This is a genomic window from Microlunatus endophyticus, from assembly GCF_014646195.1.
Classification (GTDB): domain Bacteria; phylum Actinomycetota; class Actinomycetes; order Propionibacteriales; family Propionibacteriaceae; genus Microlunatus; species Microlunatus endophyticus.
Genome location: NZ_BMMZ01000013.1, coordinates 101,250 through 116,714, shown reverse-complemented (window position 1 = coordinate 116,714; position 15,465 = coordinate 101,250). Strand labels below are relative to the sequence as shown.

Sequence of the window (15,465 nt, the reverse complement as noted above, 5' to 3'; positions counted from 1 at the left end):
CTTGAGATGCTGTGCGTCAACAAACCAGAGGGAGACGTGTCGCAGAGATGTCAGGGCCGGAATTGTCCCGCGTGGCCGCGCCGCGATCAGTACTCCCGTACAACGCGTTGATCTGGCTCGCCGTCGCCACCTTCTCCAACGGCATCGACGGCTACGTGCTGGCCGGGCTGTTGCCGCAGATCTCCCACGGCCTAGGCGTCAGCAACGCGGCCGCCGGCCAACTGGTGTCGGTCTTCGCACTCACCGTCGCCTTCTCCGCACCGGTCCTCGGCGCCGTGACCAGCGGCTGGGAGCGGCGGCGCACGATCGTCGGCTCGATCGCCTTCTTCGTGATCGGCAACCTGATCACCGCCCTGGCTCCGGTGTATCCGATCGCGGTCTGCGGCCGCGTGATCGCCGCCCTGGGTGCGGCGGTGATGAACGCCGCCATCACCGGTTACGTGATCCACCTGGCGCCGGTCGAGCACCGCGGCAAGGCGCTGTCCTTCGTGCTCGGCGGCTGGATGACCGCGACCGCGCTGGGCGTCCCAGTCGGCCTGCTCCTCGGCCAGTCGGACTGGCGCTTCCCACTGATCATGGTCGCCGTGGTCGGCACCGTGGCCCTGGTCGGGATCATGATCAAGCTGCCGCATCTGCAGTTGCCGCCCGGCTCGCTGCGGGAGCGACTCCGGCCACTCGGGACGCCCCGGCTGGTCGCCGGGCTGTTGGTCTCCACCGGGATCCTCTGCGCCAGCTACACCTGTTTCACCTATGCGGTGCTGATCCTGACCGGTCCGCTGCATCTCGGCGCCCACGGGTGGAAGATCATCGTGGTCATGTTCGGCTACGGCCTGGCCTCCATGGTCGGCAACTGGGTGACCGGGCGACTGGTGGACCGCTTCACGCCTGTCAGGATCTTGACCATCTGGCTGATCGGCCTCTTCGTCAACGCCGTCACCGGGGCGATCAGCATCAGTACGGCCTCGGCGGCCAGCCTGGTGGTGCTGGCGCTGGTGTGGTTCTTCGCGGCCGGGATCGGCAACGGCGGCGCAGCGGTCCCGCAGCAGGCCCGGCTGGCCTCGATGGCGCCCGATTCGGCGGCCATCGTGATGGCGCTCAACGGCAGCGCGATCTCACTCGGCTCGGCGCTGGGCGGCGGGCTGGGGGGCCTCACCCTGGCCGCGGGAAACCCGCCGCACCGGTTGCTGGTGGTCGCGGCCGGGATCCTGCTGCTCACCCTGTGCCTGCACGCGGCGGTGGTGCGGATCAGCCGCCGCCGGGCACCGGCACTAGGGTGATGATCATGTTCTCGAACCTGAGCGCTGGAGCTCTCGGACTGTCCCTCGACCACACCCAGGCGATCGACCTGGCCGCCAAGCACGGCTTCGGCGGCGTCGATCCCGATCTGGCCTACCTGCGCGGTCTCGGCAGCAAGGCTGCGATCGCCGAACATGCCGCCTCGGTGCAGGAGCGCGGCCTGAGCTGGGGCATCTCGAACGTGCCCGTCGCCCTCACCGCACCCGCCGAGGAGTTCCGTGCCTCGCTGGACGGTCTGCCGGAGACCCTCGGCCTGCTGAGTGCGGCCGGGGTCACTCGCGTCGGCACCTGGGTCCGGCCGATGCACGACGATCTGTCCTACCGGCGCAACTGGGTGCTGCACGTCAGCCGGCTGCATCTGGTCGCCGACCTGCTCGCCGACGCCGGGCTGCGGCTCGGCCTGGAGTACATCGGCCCGAAGACCTTCTGGTCGACCGAGCGCTTCGCTTTCATCCACTCGATCGGCGAGGCGCTGGAGTTGATCGCCGACGTCGGCAAGCCCAACATCGGACTCATCCTGGACAGCTACCACTGGTACACCGCGGGCGAGTCGGCCATCGATCTGGTCGGGCTGACCGATGCCGACATCGTCTCGGTCGACATCAACGACGCCCGTGACGACCGGCAGCGCGATGAGCAGCAGGATCTCGACCGCCGCCTGCCCGGATCAACCGGGGTGATCGATCTGGCCGGCTTCATGGACGCCGTCCGGGCGGCCGGCTACAGCGGCCCGGTCAAGGTCGAACCCTTCATGAAATCACTGGCCGAGCTGCCGGTGGACGAGGTGCTGGCCGACGTCTCGTCGCGGCTGGACCGGGCGATCAACGGCCCGGCCGCGTAGCGCTCAGTCCGACCAGCGGGGTTGCCGCTTCTCGACGAACGCGGCGACCCCCTCGGCCCGGTCCGCGGAGAAGGCGGTGTCCCGCCAGGCCCGGTCCTCGACCTCGAGTGCTTCGGCGATCGGCAGGTCGAAACCCTCCCGCAACGCCCGCTTGGCGTTGCGCAGCCCGACCGGCGACTTCCGGGCGATCTCGGCGGCGAGTTCTCGCGCTGCCTGCGCGGCGGTGCCGGCGGTCGTACGACGGTCGGCGAGCCCGATCGCGTACGCCTCGTCCGCCGGGACCCGGCGGGTGGTGAAGATCAGGTCGGCGGCCCGGTTGAGTCCGACCCGCCGGGACAGCAGCTGGGTGCCACCACCGCCGGGGATCACCCCGACGCCCACCTCGGGCAGCGCGAAGACCGCGGTGTCGGAGGCGATGATCAGGTCGCAGGACAGTGCGAGCTCGCAGCCGCCGCCGAGCGCAAAGCCTTCCACCGCAGCGATCGTCGGTATCGGCAGCTCGAGCACCGAGTTGTACGCCCGCCGGGAGACCGGCCGTTGAGCCGCGAGCTCGTCATCGGACAGCGCGTTGCGTTCCTTCAGGTCCGCACCGACGCAGAACGCCTTGGCGATCGCGCTCGACAAGATCACCACCCGAACACCGTGATCATCGGCGAGACCGGCGCAAGCGCTGTCGATCGCCCGGGCCTGAGCGGTATCGACCGCGTTCAACGCCTCCGGCCGATCCATCACGATCTCGGCGACGTGATCACCAGGTCGCTCGACTCTGATGGTCATCGGCCACCTCCCCGAAGAGCAGTTCGGTCATGATCAGATGCACTCGCCGGACCTCCGGCACGTCGTCCAGGACGACGGTGCCGTTCTCCCCCGCTGTCTGGATCCTCAGCGTGCCGCAGCCGAGGATCCGGTCGGTCAGGCTCCGGTCGTAACTGACATCGTTGACCCGGACCAACGGCAGGTCGGTGCCGGTCTTGGCGACGATGCCGGTCCGAGTGATGACCCTGCGGTTGGTGATCGTGTAGGTCGTGGTCCGCCACCGCAGGAAGGGCACCAGGCACCACCAGATCCACAGCACCAGGCCGACGACGATCACGACGTACTGACCGATCGGCGTCATGTCCGCCGGCACCAGGGCGCAGCCGAAGCCGACGGCCGCGGCCAGCAGGATGAACAGCAGCGCCGCGGGGATCAGCTTCTTGGCATGGGTCCGCACCTGGACCTCGACATGCTCGCCCTCGCCGAGCAGTTTCCGCGGCAGACCCATGACAGCCACGGTACCCACCCCTCAGCGCAGGTGGGTGATATCGCCGGCGCCGAACACCTGGGTGCCGTCCGCGGTCCGCACCACCAACCGGCCGTCCGCGTCCAGAGCGGTCGCCTGACCGGTGACCGATTCGCGCTCCGACAGCACTACCCGGACCTCGCGGCCGATGGTGGCGCAGCGCTCGACATAGGCCCGCCCGAGGGCGTCAGCGTCGAAATCGTCGTGCCAGTTCGCGTACAGCAGCGCGAAGGCGCGCAACACCGTCGCCGCGATGCTGGTCTTGTTGCGCGTGCTGGCGCCGCACAGCAGTAACGAGGTCGCCCACGGGACCGGCAACTGGTCCTCGGTCAGGTCGGTGTTGATCCCGACGCCGATCACGCAGCCGAGCCCCTGCGGGGTGCTGACCTGCTCGGCCAGGATGCCGCAGAGCTTGCGGTCACCGACCATCACGTCGTTGGGCCATTTCAGCACCGTGGGTACACCGGTCGCCCGCCGGATCGCCTCGGAGACCGCCATGCCACAGATCAGCGGCAGCCAGGTCCAGCGCTGCCAGCCAGGCCCGTCCTGAAGGTCGCCGGGCACCACCAGCATCGACATCGCCAGACTGCTCCCGGGCGGCGCGGACCAGGTCCGGTCCAGCCGTCCGCGACCGCTGGACTGGTAGCTGGTCAGCAACACCGAACCATGGCCCGCGTCCCCGACCGCCGCGCGCGCCGCCAGGTCGGCATTGGTGGAGCCGGTCTCGGCGACCACGTCGACCTGACGCCACAGGCCCTCACCGACGACCAACTCACGCAGCCGGTCTGCATCCAGCGGATCCGCGTCATACATGTCGTCGGACACTACCGACCCACCCGTTAGGGTCATGCTCATGCCCGACCTGCACACCACAGCCGGCAAGCTGGCCGACCTCGAGCAACGCCTCACCGAAGCCGTCCATGCCGGGTCGGCCGATGCGATCGAGAAGCAGCATGCCCGCGGAAAACTGACCGCCCGGGAGCGGATCGAGTTGTTGCTGGACGAGGGCTCGTTCACCGAGATCGACGAATTCGCCCGCCACCGGTCGACCTCCTTCGGGATGGAGAAGCGGCGGCCGTACGGCGACGGAGTGATCACCGGCTTCGGCACCGTCGACGGAAGGCCGGTCTGCGTCTTCTCCCAGGACTTCACGGTCTTCGGTGGATCGCTGGGCCAGGTCTACGGGGAGAAGATCGTCAAGGTGATGGACTTCGCCCTCAAGACCGGCTGCCCGCTGATCGGCATCAACGATTCCGGCGGTGCCCGGATCCAGGAAGGTGTCGTCTCGCTGGGCCTGTACGGCGAGATCTTCCGCCGCAACACCCACGCCTCCGGTGTGATCCCGCAGATCTCGTTGATCATGGGACCGTCCGCGGGTGGCGCGGTCTATTCGCCGGCGATCACCGATTTCACGATCATGGTCGACAAGACGTCGCAGATGTTCATCACCGGTCCGGATGTGATCAAGACCGTCACCGGCGAGGACGTCACCATGGAGGATCTCGGCGGCGGCCGGACCCACAACACCACCTCGGGCAACGCGCACTATCTCGGCGCCGACGAGGAGGATGCGATCGGCTATGTCAAGGACCTGCTGGGCTACCTGCCGCAGAACAATCTCGAGGAGCCGCCGGTGCTGCCGGCCGACGTCGATCTCGAGATCGACGATCATGATCGCGAGCTGGATGCGCTGGTCCCGGACTCTCCGAACCAGCCGTACGACATGCACGACGTGATCACAAGTGTGCTGGACGACGAGGAGTTCCTGGAGACCCAACCACTGTTCGCGACCAACATCATCACCGGTTACGGCCGGGTCGAGGGTCGCTCGGTCGGCATCGTCGCCAACCAGCCGTCGGTGCTCGCCGGCTGCCTGGACATCAACGCCTCCGAGAAGGCCGCCCGCTTCGTCCGGACCTGCGATGCCTTCAACGTCCCGGTGGTCACGTTCGTCGACGTGCCAGGCTTCCTGCCCGGCACCGACCAGGAGTGGAACGGGATCATCCGCCGCGGCGCGAAGCTGCTCTTCGCCTACGCGGAGGCGACCGTTCCGCTGGTCACCGTGATCACCCGGAAGGCGTACGGGGGTGCGTACGACGTGATGGGTTCCAAGCACTTGGGTGCCGACATCAACCTGGCCTGGCCGACCGCCCAGATCGCCGTGATGGGCGCCCAGGGCGCGGTCAACATCCTGTATCGCCGGGAGCTGGCCGAGGCCGAGGATCCGGACGCCCGGCGTGCGGAGTTGATCACCGAGTACGACGAGGAGCTGGCCAACCCGTATCTGGCCGCCGAGCGGGGGTTCGTCGACGCCGTGGTCGCGCCGCACCAGACCCGGGTCGAGATCACCAAGTCGCTGCGGCTGCTGCGGACCAAGCGCGAGCAGCTGCCGCCCAAGAAGCATGGGAACATTCCGCTATGAACGAGCCCGTGATCACGTTCCTGGGCGGCAGTCCGACCGTCGAGGAGATCGCGGCCGTGGTCACGGCGCTGCTCGCCCGATCCGGCTCCCAGCCGGCGCAACCAGAGCCGCAGCAGTCCAGCTGGGCGGCGTACTGGCGCAGTGTCGGCGCCCCGATCCAACCGGGACCGGGCAAATGGCAGGCGGCCGTACGGGGCTGGTGACCGATGCAATGACTGCCGAGGTCTGTCCCTAGACTTCAGCAGTGACCGCGACTTCTGCAGCTGCGGCCCTTGCGGTCGATCGGGCCCGGGTCGCGACCTTCTCGGTGTTCGGCTTCAACGGGCTGCTTTTCGCCAGCTGGTCGGCCCGCCTCCCCGCAGTCGCAGGCATCTTCCACCTCTCCCCCGGCGGCCTCGGACTGTTGCTGCTGATGACCGGTCTCGGATCGGTCGTCGGACTTCCCCTGGCGGGCGGTCTGGCGGGCCGGTTCGGCACCGCAGCAGCCATCCGGATGGCCGGTGCACTGCTCGGCACGGCGATGCTCGTGGTGGCCTTCAGCCTGATCTTCGGCTGGCTGATCCCCTGCGGCATCGCGCTCTTCGGCTATGGCTTCGGGATGGGCATCTGGGACGTCTCGCAGAACATCGAGGGCGCCGAGGTCGAACGCCGGGGCACGAAGACGATCATGCCCAAATTTCATGCCGCGTTCAGTGGCGGCGCATTCGCCGGCGCTCTGCTGGGCGGGCTGCTCGCGCGCCTGGGCGTTCCCTTGTGGCTGCACCTGATGGCGGTCGTCGCTCTCGGCGCCATCCTGATCATGATCGCCACCCGGTCCTTCCTGCCGGCGCACGTCGACCACGACGCACCGAGGACTTCCCGGTGGAAGCCGTGGACCGAACCGCGGACCTTGCTGATCGGCCTGGTGGTGCTGGCCGCGGCATTGACCGAGGGATCGGCCAACGACTGGGTGGCCAAGGCAACGGTGGACAGCTTCCACGTCGGCGGCTCCGGCGGCGCGATCATGTTCGCGGTCTTCGTGGCCTCGATGACGATCTTCCGGTATGCCGGCAGTGCGCTGCTGGACCGCTTCGGCCGGGTGCCCGTGCTGCGGGGCTGCCTGACGGCGGCGATCGTCGGCCTGCTCATCTTCGTGTTCGCCCCGAATCCGTATCTCGCAGCAGTCGGGGCGGTTCTGTGGGGTGCGGGCGCTGCCCTCGGATTCCCGGTCGGGATGTCGGCAGGCGCCGACGACCCCGTGCATGCCGCGGCCCGGGTCCCGGCGGTCTCGACGATCGGCTATGCCGCCTTCCTGGTCGGACCGCCGGTGCTCGGTTTCATCGGGAACCACGTCGGCGTCCGGCATTCGCTGCTGGTGGTCGCGGTGGTCTGCGTGGTCTCGTTGCTCAGCGCCCCGGCCGTCCGTCCGCCCCAGAATCAGGAGCAACGCTCCCGGTAGGGTCCCCCTCATGAGCCGACCCATCGACGACATTGCCGAGACCTATGTCGCGGACAGCATCGCCCAGCATCCGACGCTGGCCACCGCGCTGGGAATTCCCGGTTACGACGATCAGTGGGACGACTTCTCCCCGGACGGTTTCGCCGCAGTCGCCGATCGGGACCGGCGGGCTTTGGCGGCGCTCCATGCCGCGACACCGTCCGACGAGCGCGAGAACACCGCCAAGGAAGCGATGATCGAACGGCTGGGCCTGCAGACCGAGATGTACGAGGCGCACATCACCACCAGCCGGGTCAGCGTGATCGCCGATGCCGCCCACGAGGTCCGCGAGACCTTCGACCTGATGCCGACCGACAGCCCGGAGGCATGGCGCAACATCGCCGCCCGGCTGCGTACGGCCGGTACGCCGTTGGCGCAGACCCGACAGACGCTGTCCGCGGAGGCCGCGCAAGGCAACGTCTCCGCGCTGCGGCAGATCAACGGCGCCGCGGAGCAGATCCGCAGCTGGACCGGCGAGACCGGCTCGCACGACTTCTTCGACGAGCTGGTGTCGTCGATGCCCGCCGAATACGGCGACACACTGGCCGGTGAGCTGCAGGAGGCAGCCGGAACCGCACGGCGGGCGTTCACCGATTTCGCCCGCTGGCTGGAGACCGATCTCGCCCCGAAGGCACCGACCCTGGACGCCGTCGGCGAGGAGCGCTATGCGCTCAACAGCCGCTACTTCCTCGGCGCGACCGTCGATCTGCACGAGACGTACGAATGGGGTTGGGCCGAGCTCGAACGGCTGCAGGACCAGCAGAAGCAGATCGCCCGGGATCTGTACGGACACAGCGATATCAAGGCCGCTTACGAGGCCCTGGATGCCGACCCGAGCCGCAAGATCAACGGTGCCGAGGCCTTCCGGGATTGGATGCAGGGTCTCGCCGATCAGGCGCTTGCTGATCTTGCCGACACCCATTTCGACATCCCGGAGCCGATCCGCAGGATCGAATGCTGCCTGGCCCCCACCCATGACGGCGGGATCTATTACACCGGTCCGACCGAGGACTTCTCCCGACCGGGGCGGATGTGGTGGGCGGTGCCGGAGGGCATCGACGACTTCTCCACCTGGAAGGAAGTCACCACCGTCTACCACGAGGGTGTGCCGGGACATCACCTGCAGGTGGCGCAGAACGCATACGCCAAGGACCAGCTGAATCGCTGGCAACGCCTGCTGTGCTGGGTTTCCGGTCATGGTGAGGGTTGGGCGCTCTACGCCGAGCGACTAATGGATGATCTTGGCTATCTCAGCGATCCGGGCAACCGGATGGGCATGCTGGACGCGCAGGCGTTCCGGGCGATCCGGGTGATCATCGACATCGGCATGCACCTGCAGTTGAAGATCCCGGACCTGAATCCGTGGGGCTTCCGGCCGGCTGAGCGGTGGACGCCACAGGCCGGGCTCGAATTCCTCCTGCAGAATCTGGCCACCGACGAGCCGACGCTGCGCTTCGAACTGGATCGCTACCTGGGCTGGCCGGGTCAGGCACCCTCGTACAAGGTCGGCGAACGGATCTGGCTGCAGGCCCGTGACGAGGCCCGCCGGCGGTCCGGCGCGGACTTCGACCTGCGCAAGTTCCATGCCGATGCACTCAACCTCGGTCCGATGGGACTCGACCCACTGCGGTCGGCCCTTTCCCGGATCTGATGGCGCGGATCTGATGCGGTTCGTGCTGGCATCCCAGTCCCCTGCCCGGCTGGCGACCCTGCGGTCCGCGGGGATCCAGCCGGAGGTGATCGTCTCCGGCGTCGACGAGTCCGGCGTGACCGCGGCCGATCCGGCTGGGCTCGCGCAGACGCTGGCCCGGCTCAAGGCCGAGGCCGTGGTTGATCAACTCCTGGACACCCCCGGGCCGGTGATCGTCGTCGGCTGCGACTCGGTGCTGGAACTCGACGGGGTCGCGTACGGGAAACCCTGGACAGCCGACGTCGCCGTCGAACGCTGGCGGATGATGCGCGGCCGTTCGGGCGTGCTGCACACCGGCCATCAGTTGATCGTGATCGATAACGACGCGATCGTGCATGCCGAGGGCCGCGGAGCGACGACCGTGGTGCATTTCGCCGACCTGAGCGACGCCGAGATCGATGCGTACGTGGCCACCGGTGAGCCGCTGGTGGTCGCCGGCAGCTTCACCCTGGACGGTCTCGGCGGCGCGTTCGTGACCGGTATCGAGGGCGATCCGCACAACGTGGTCGGCATCAGCCTGCCGCTGTTGCGCGAGATGATCATCGACGCCGGCCACACCTGGCAGGAGTTGTGGACAGGTCCCGGTCAGCCAGGGGCGTGACGCCAACTCCGGGTGTCGGCTCCGATCCCGATATCAAGATCATGGATGAACGCGCGGAGTCGCAGCTCGGCCGGACTCGGTTCAGACCGCTGTGGCGGTCCCGATGACCGGGCCGATGATGTCGCCGACCAGATCGTCCGGGTGAATTCGTTGCAGCCCAGGGCATGCGTGCCGGTCTGGTTAACGACGTAGACATACCCGTACGGCGATCGCCACAGATACGTGCCTGGAGCCGGCTGGCAGACCTGCCAGCCACCGTGGGTCCGCACCCGATGCTCGTGCCGGCCCAACGGCCCAAGGTTTCCTACCCAGGTCTGGCCCGGCGGACCTGCCGACCGGTACGGCACCGTGTGATCAAGATCGGTTCGACGGGAGACGGTCGTCGACCACGGAAAGCAGCTCGCCGGCGACCGTGCGAAGATCGACTCCCGCATCCTGGCCGGCACCTCGTAGGTATCGGTCGGCGTCAGATCGTTGGCGTCGATGATCGGCTGCACCCGCAGTTGGACCCCCGAGCCCAACCAGCGGCGGACCTGCTCGGCGATCATCGGGCCGACATCCTCGACCCGGCAGATCCCCAGCCCCGACCGCAGCGTCTCCTCGGCGATATGCACGTGCAGGATGGCCCGCGGCAGCAGCTTGGACAGGTCGGCCTTCAGCAACCACTCCGAAACCGAGCGAGGCACCGGACCGCCCAGAGGATCATCCGGACGCGGCGTCACCACCGGTCGGCGAGTCTCCTCGTCCAACTCGACCAGCTCCTGAAGTGGCTCTCCGATCTCACCACTGCCGGCCAACACCTGCGCCGCCAGCAACGGCTGGGCCAGTACTCCCACCGACTGTGCCCGGAACTCCTGCGTCGATTCCGACTCCCGGTCGCCAACGCCGGGGATGGACTCTCCAGCCCGGTCCGCCGCCTCCAGGATGGCTGATGTGCGCGCGATGGAATCCTCGAACAGATTCGCATCCGCAGCGTCGACGCGCATCCGGATCGTCTTCGTGCCATGCCGCGGGCGACGAGACACCTCGACGTAGCGATCACGCTTGGCCTTCTCAGCCAACCGGATCGCGCGCCCCGGGTCTGCGAGCAGAATCCTCGACTCCAGGTAATCGGAGAACCTCTGCCAGGGCATCGATTCCACCGACTCCCACACATCGGCGTCCACCTGTGCCGCAGCATCCACCGACAATTCCCGGGTGCGGCTCGCGATCCTGCGTGCGCGCCACGCATGCACCCGGCCCTCGAGAACCAACTCCCACAGCCGCGGTAACCGATAGCGCAGGTCGAGGCTGTCGGCGACCAGGTCCCGCGCCTGCCAGTCCGCCAGTCCCAGCACCGCACCGAGCTCAACCGGAGCGAACTCGGCCACCTCGGGTGTCCCGGCTCCGCCCAACCGGATCCGCCTTTCCAGACCCGGGACGACACCTGATTGCACCGCTTCGCCGGGATTCTGGACCGCCCAGTGCACCGTCAGCTCGATCTGGGTGCAGCCCTCGCGAATCTCCCGGAGCACGGACTGCTCCAGGGCGGCAAGTGTCTCCTGCCGTCCCAAGCCACCGAGCACCGGTTCGTCCATGACAACCACGCTAGACGGAGGCTCTGACATTCCTTCTCGACGTGATGAGGAGCCTGTGGAAACCTCTGCTGCAATGAACATTCCCAGTGCACAGCAGCTCGCTGAGTATTCGCTGGCCCAGCAACATCCAGCGACGGCGAGATGGACCCCGCGTAACCTGCGACTCCGGTTGCTCGCACGCGAACACGAGCTCGATGTGCGGATGGCGACCGATCTCGAGTTCGCGGCGATGCGCCGTGAACGGTTCGGACCCGAGCTGCCGACCGAGTACTTCCTCAACACCTGGGAACCGCTCGGTGACGATCTGTCAGCGATGTTGAGTGCGCGATGGAAGGGCGGCGATCCCGGCCGGTCCTTCGTCGATGCCTCCGCACTCAGCCGCGAGATCACCGGCGACTCAGACGTCGAGCTTCTGCGGCACGCGGCCGTTCAGCGGTTCGGTTCGATCCGACCGCATTACGTGCGCTGGTGGAGCCGGCATCCGGCTGGCCACTACCCGCAGACCCGGCAGGACAAGAGATTCCTCGCTGCGCCGATCCGTGATCTCGTCGACGCCGACGTGCCTGCCGCCCTCGGACTCCGGGTCACCCAGGATCTTGACCATTACGACGACGCCTGCGCCGCCTATGCCGCGGTTGATCATGCCCACCCGGAGCATCCTGGTCAGGCAGCGATCGAGTCTGCCGAGGATCTCGACGAGTTGCGCCGGGTCGGAACTCTCTACGACGTGCTGTTGGATGGACGATGGAGTGGCTATGTCGGCGCCGAGCGCGGACACAAGCTGGGATTGGATGGCTACAAGGTCGCGGAGCTGATTCTCACCGAGGCAGCCAGGGGACGCGGTCTGGGCCGCTGCCTGACCACGCTCCTTGCCGAGGCGCTCGTGACGCGGGGCCCATCCGGACATGATGTGATCATCGGAACCATCCACTACGACAATCTCGGCGCCCGCCGGGCGGCCGAGCTCGCGGGCCGGCGCGACATCGGCGGCTGGGTCTGCGCAGCGCTCATTTGAGAGCGTCGGTTGCGGTCAGTACAAGCAGCAGGAGGTTGAGTGCTATCACCAGACCGACGATGACCCAGGCGACCATGATCGTGAATGGCCGGGTCGGAGCGGCGCCTAGCAGCGTACGGTCCTGGGCGATCCGGACCAGCGGGACGAGCGCGAACGGGATCCCGAACGACAAGATCACCTGCGACCAGATCAACAGCTCGGTCGGATCCCAGCCCAGCGCCAACACGATCAGGGAAGGGATCGCCGTCAGCAGCCGCCGGACCAGGATCGGGATCCGGCGGCGGAGCAGCCCGGCCATGATCACCGAGCCGGCGTAGCCGCCGACCGAGGTCGATGCCAGCCCGGATGCCAACAGCGCAACGGCGAACAGCACGGCGATCACCGTGCCGAGCTGGGATTCCAGGGCCTGGTAGGCACCATTCAGCCCACGCACATCCCGGCCGAACAGCGAACTCGCGGACAAGAGCAACATGCCGAGATTCACCGCTCCGGCGACGCCCATGGCGAGCCCGACATCGATCCGGGTCGCCCGCATCAGGCCGGGCAGACGATCAGCACGCACTGGTCCGTGCCGGTCCCTGACCAGTGCCGAGTGCAGGTAGACCACGTGCGGCATCACCGTGGCGCCGAGCATGCCGACCGCCAGTCGGGCACTCTCGGTGCCGCGGAGTCGCGGCACCAGGCCTGCCAACGTCCGGCCGGCATCCGGCGGCCTGACGAACAGCCCGGCCAGGAATCCCAATGTCACAACGGCGAGCAAGCCGGAGATCACCCGTTCGAAGTCCCGCTGCCCGGTCCGGTTCTGGATGATCAACAACGACGTCGAGACCGCGGTCGTGATCAAGGCTCCGATGATCAACGGCAACCGGAACAGCAGTTGCAGGGCGACTGAACCGCCGATGATCTCGGCCAGATCGGTGGCGACCGCGACCAACTCGGCCTGGATCCAGTACGCGATCCGGCTCCCGTGCCGGGTCCGGGAACCGACCAACTCCGGCAACGAGCGGCCGGTGACCAGCCCGACCTTGGCGGACAGGTACTGCACCAACCCGGCGATCAGGGTCGCGCCGACCAGCACCCAAACCAGCAGATAGCCGTAACCGGCGCCGGCGCTGGTGTTCGTCGCGACGTTGCCTGGATCGACATAGGCGACGGCCGCGACGAAGGCCGGGCCGAGCAGCCGGGAGCGGTAGAGCAGCGTCCGGCCGCGCTCCGGCAGTGTCCGGGTCATCCTCCTGCGTTCACCAGATGATCAGCAACCCGCAGCGAATTCGCGAGGATGGTCAGCACTGGATTGACGCCGCCGTTGGTGACGTGCAACGAGCCGTCGGCCACCCAGAGATTGTCGTGTCCCCAGACCTTTCCGTACGGGTCGGTCGCCGAGGTCTTCGGATCGGTGCCCATCCGGCAGGTTCCCGCCTGGTGCTGGCCGGCGCTCGGGCCGGACGGCCCCGGGCCGCCCGGCTCTGCGGAGTAGACGGCGGTCGCACCACTGGCCTCGAGCCACTGCCGCGCCCTGGCCGTCATGTAGTCGCGGGTCCGGGCGTCCTCGGGATGCACCGAACCGGTCAGCACGGCGACCGGATTGCCGAATCGGTCGCGTACGGACGGGTCGAGGCGGACCCGGGCGTCGGCGGTCGTCAGCTCCTGGATCGGGCCGACCACCCGTTCCAACCGACGGGTCCAGTGCCGCATGCCCGCCTTGGCGGCCGTTCCGTACGGCGGGAAGACACCGGATCCGACCAGATAGTCGAAGGTGCTGGCCGGGATCGGTACGAACTCGTTGGCGAGCATTCCCCCACCGACGTGCCCGTCGTTGCCGTGCCGGAAGTCGCAGGTCGCGATCGACGGGCCCGGGCCGTCGAGGCCGAACTGTTCGCCCTCGAAGAGGCCGAGCGCGCCGGCATACAGATGGCCCTGGAGATGGCGGCCGATCTGATCGGTGTTGTTGCCGATCCCGGCGGGTTCCCGGTCCGAGGTGCTGGACAACAGCAGCCGGGCGGTCGCCACCGCACCCGCGGAGATGATCACCTCGCCGGCGGAGATTTCGCGGCGCCAGAGTGTGCCGCCCTGCTCCCCCACGACGGCGACGCCGGTGACCCGGCCGGCCCCGTCCGTGATCAACTTCTCGACGGTCGTCGACTCGATCAGGAAACCGTTCCCGGTCTCCAGCGCAGCCGGGATCGACGTGTTGTGCGATCCGGACTTGGCCTCGACGGGGCAGGCGAATCCCACGCACATGGCGCAGTGGACGCAGCCGGCGCGGCCGGAATAGTCCGTGGAGTTGATCAGCAGCGGCGGCGGCACAGTTCCCCAGCCGAGCTTTGCGGCGCCGGCGGCCAACAACTCCCGTCGGCCGCTGCCGGACACCACCGCCGGCATCGGATAGTCCCGCGACCGGACGCCGGACCACGGGTCGCCCGACGCCAGTCCGCTGACGCCGAAGCGCCACTCGACCTCGCTGTAATAGGGCTCGAGGTCGTCGTAGCTGATCGGCCAGTCGGCCAGCGAACTGCCATCCGGAACGCCGTACGTGCTGGCCATCCGCAGATCCTGCGGGGTGAACCGCCAGGCCTGCGCGCCGTAGACGCGGGTGCCGCCGCCGACGGTGTTGGCATTGTTTGCGGTCGGCCCGGTCAGCGTGCCGAGACCGGCGTCCAACCGCGGGTTGTGCAGATGATCATGATCGAGGACCGAGGTCGCCGGGCCGGTGCCGGACTCGATGATCAATACCGACCGGCCCGACTCGGCGAGGACCTGGGCGACAGCCCCGCCGCCCGCGCCCGAGCCGACGACGATCGCGTCGTAGCGGGTCCTGAGCTCAGCCGGGGTGATCAGGCCGGCGCGATCGAACGGAAGCGCGGGCAGGTCACTGGGCCAGCCACCCTCCGGTTCGGGATGCCAGTCGATCATCTGCCAGGCGGCCGGACGCGGACCGTCACCGTAGTAGCCGTAGTTGACCAGCCGGGCGAACCACGCGACCTCCGGGTCGCCGGCGACCGAGGCCAACGCGGCCTGCTGACCTGCGGCGTCCAGTCCGGTGAAGCCGTTACCGCCGACCTGCCAGGCCGCAGCGTCGATCCTGGCGACGACCGCGTTGATCCGCCGGCTCCACTCCGGCCGCTCGCGCTCGCGGATCCGCTGCAGGAAGTCCAGGCCGCCCGCGGCAGTGGCCGACGGGTAGTCGTCGGCCGGAACGATCGCATCGATCACGGTGCTCAGCAGGTCCGGCGGCGTACTCGCGTTCACGTTGGCGGTCACAGC

Annotated in this window: 14 protein-coding genes; 8 read left to right on the top strand and 6 right to left on the bottom strand. The window is 68.2% G+C overall.

All coding sequences use genetic code 11. The features are described 5' to 3' along the window. The first annotated feature begins 47 nt into the window (after nucleotides 1-47). Nucleotides 48-1,277, top strand: coding sequence for an MFS transporter (locus IEY07_RS20540; RefSeq protein ID WP_188897369.1), 1,230 nt, complete (start codon nucleotides 48-50; stop codon nucleotides 1,275-1,277). A 5-nt stretch (nucleotides 1,278-1,282) separates the two neighbouring features. Then, a complete protein-coding gene (locus IEY07_RS20535) occupies nucleotides 1,283-2,137 on the top strand; it encodes a sugar phosphate isomerase/epimerase family protein (RefSeq protein ID WP_188897367.1) in 855 nt (284 codons plus the stop codon). Nucleotides 2,138-2,140: 3 nt separating this feature from the next. On the opposite strand, the gene IEY07_RS20530 is transcribed toward IEY07_RS20535, so the two are convergent. Genes IEY07_RS20530 through IEY07_RS20520 form a run of 3 tightly spaced genes read right to left on the bottom strand, consistent with a single transcriptional unit; the run spans nucleotide 2,141 to nucleotide 4,232 of the window. Next, complete coding sequence (locus tag IEY07_RS20530) at nucleotides 2,141-2,914, bottom strand: enoyl-CoA hydratase/isomerase family protein (RefSeq protein WP_188897365.1); 774 nt, start codon at nucleotides 2,912-2,914, stop codon at nucleotides 2,141-2,143. Continuing rightward, nucleotides 2,886-3,401, bottom strand: coding sequence for a PH domain-containing protein (locus tag IEY07_RS20525; protein WP_188897363.1), 516 nt, complete (start codon nucleotides 3,399-3,401; stop codon nucleotides 2,886-2,888). The genes IEY07_RS20530 and IEY07_RS20525 overlap by 29 nt, the downstream gene beginning before the upstream one ends. Before the next feature lie 21 nt (nucleotides 3,402-3,422). Continuing rightward, nucleotides 3,423-4,232, bottom strand: coding sequence for a biotin--[acetyl-CoA-carboxylase] ligase (locus tag IEY07_RS20520; protein WP_229670414.1), 810 nt, complete (start codon nucleotides 4,230-4,232; stop codon nucleotides 3,423-3,425). 40 nt (nucleotides 4,233-4,272) lie between these two features. Between IEY07_RS20520 and IEY07_RS20515 the strand changes: the two genes are divergently transcribed. The 5 genes from IEY07_RS20515 to IEY07_RS20495 are packed head-to-tail and all read left to right on the top strand — an operon-like array spanning nucleotide 4,273 to nucleotide 9,609. After that, complete coding sequence (locus IEY07_RS20515; RefSeq protein ID WP_229670412.1) at nucleotides 4,273-5,841, top strand: acyl-CoA carboxylase subunit beta; 1,569 nt, start codon at nucleotides 4,273-4,275, stop codon at nucleotides 5,839-5,841. Further along, the gene (locus tag IEY07_RS20510) at nucleotides 5,838-6,044 is read left to right on the top strand and encodes an acyl-CoA carboxylase subunit epsilon (protein ID WP_188897359.1); all 207 of its coding nucleotides are present in this window, start codon (nucleotides 5,838-5,840) and stop codon (nucleotides 6,042-6,044) included. Before IEY07_RS20515 ends, IEY07_RS20510 begins: the two co-directional genes overlap by 4 nt. A gap of 41 nt (nucleotides 6,045-6,085) precedes the next feature. Then, nucleotides 6,086-7,279: an MFS transporter gene (locus IEY07_RS20505; protein WP_188897357.1), complete on the top strand. Its 1,194-nt coding sequence runs from the start codon at nucleotides 6,086-6,088 to the stop codon at nucleotides 7,277-7,279. A gap of 10 nt (nucleotides 7,280-7,289) precedes the next feature. After that, nucleotides 7,290-8,969 (top strand): DUF885 domain-containing protein, encoded by a 1,680-nt coding sequence (locus IEY07_RS20500; protein WP_188897355.1) that lies wholly within the window; start codon nucleotides 7,290-7,292, stop codon nucleotides 8,967-8,969. Nucleotides 8,970-8,982: 13 nt separating this feature from the next. Further along, nucleotides 8,983-9,609: a Maf family protein gene (locus IEY07_RS20495; protein ID WP_188897353.1), complete on the top strand. Its 627-nt coding sequence runs from the start codon at nucleotides 8,983-8,985 to the stop codon at nucleotides 9,607-9,609. Here IEY07_RS20495 and IEY07_RS20490 read toward each other — a convergent pair. Beyond that, on the bottom strand, nucleotides 9,594-11,186 hold the full coding sequence (locus IEY07_RS20490) for a 13E12 repeat family protein (RefSeq protein WP_188897351.1): 1,593 nt from the start codon (nucleotides 11,184-11,186) through the stop codon (nucleotides 9,594-9,596). The genes IEY07_RS20495 and IEY07_RS20490 overlap by 16 nt on opposite strands. Before the next feature lie 73 nt (nucleotides 11,187-11,259). Here IEY07_RS20490 and IEY07_RS20485 point away from each other — a divergent pair, with 73 nt between their 5' ends. Continuing rightward, the gene (locus tag IEY07_RS20485; RefSeq protein WP_229670410.1) at nucleotides 11,260-12,201 is read left to right on the top strand and encodes a GNAT family N-acetyltransferase; all 942 of its coding nucleotides are present in this window, start codon (nucleotides 11,260-11,262) and stop codon (nucleotides 12,199-12,201) included. On the opposite strand, the gene IEY07_RS20480 is transcribed toward IEY07_RS20485, so the two are convergent. Beyond that, nucleotides 12,194-13,432, bottom strand: coding sequence for an Nramp family divalent metal transporter (locus tag IEY07_RS20480; RefSeq protein WP_188897350.1), 1,239 nt, complete (start codon nucleotides 13,430-13,432; stop codon nucleotides 12,194-12,196). The two genes, IEY07_RS20485 and IEY07_RS20480, sit on opposite strands and share 8 nt — an antisense overlap. After that, nucleotides 13,429-15,462, bottom strand: coding sequence for a GMC family oxidoreductase (locus IEY07_RS20475; protein WP_229670408.1), 2,034 nt, complete (start codon nucleotides 15,460-15,462; stop codon nucleotides 13,429-13,431). Before IEY07_RS20475 ends, IEY07_RS20480 begins: the two co-directional genes overlap by 4 nt. Nucleotides 15,463-15,465 lie beyond the last annotated feature (3 nt).

Coding starts and splice junctions, on each gene's coding strand:
- IEY07_RS20540 (WP_188897369.1), top strand. CDS start 48: ATGTCAGGGCCGGAATTGTCCCGCGTGGCCGCGCCGCGATCAGTACTC.
- IEY07_RS20535 (WP_188897367.1), top strand. CDS start 1,283: ATGTTCTCGAACCTGAGCGCTGGAGCTCTCGGACTGTCCCTCGACCAC.
- IEY07_RS20530 (WP_188897365.1), bottom strand. CDS start 2,914: ATGACCATCAGAGTCGAGCGACCTGGTGATCACGTCGCCGAGATCGTG.
- IEY07_RS20525 (WP_188897363.1), bottom strand. CDS start 3,401: ATGGGTCTGCCGCGGAAACTGCTCGGCGAGGGCGAGCATGTCGAGGTC.
- IEY07_RS20520 (WP_229670414.1), bottom strand. CDS start 4,232: ATGTATGACGCGGATCCGCTGGATGCAGACCGGCTGCGTGAGTTGGTC.
- IEY07_RS20515 (WP_229670412.1), top strand. CDS start 4,273: ATGCCCGACCTGCACACCACAGCCGGCAAGCTGGCCGACCTCGAGCAA.
- IEY07_RS20510 (WP_188897359.1), top strand. CDS start 5,838: ATGAACGAGCCCGTGATCACGTTCCTGGGCGGCAGTCCGACCGTCGAG.
- IEY07_RS20500 (WP_188897355.1), top strand. CDS start 7,290: ATGAGCCGACCCATCGACGACATTGCCGAGACCTATGTCGCGGACAGC.
- IEY07_RS20495 (WP_188897353.1), top strand. CDS start 8,983: ATGCGGTTCGTGCTGGCATCCCAGTCCCCTGCCCGGCTGGCGACCCTG.
- IEY07_RS20490 (WP_188897351.1), bottom strand. CDS start 11,186: ATGGACGAACCGGTGCTCGGTGGCTTGGGACGGCAGGAGACACTTGCC.
- IEY07_RS20485 (WP_229670410.1), top strand. CDS start 11,260: ATGAACATTCCCAGTGCACAGCAGCTCGCTGAGTATTCGCTGGCCCAG.
- IEY07_RS20480 (WP_188897350.1), bottom strand. CDS start 13,432: ATGACCCGGACACTGCCGGAGCGCGGCCGGACGCTGCTCTACCGCTCC.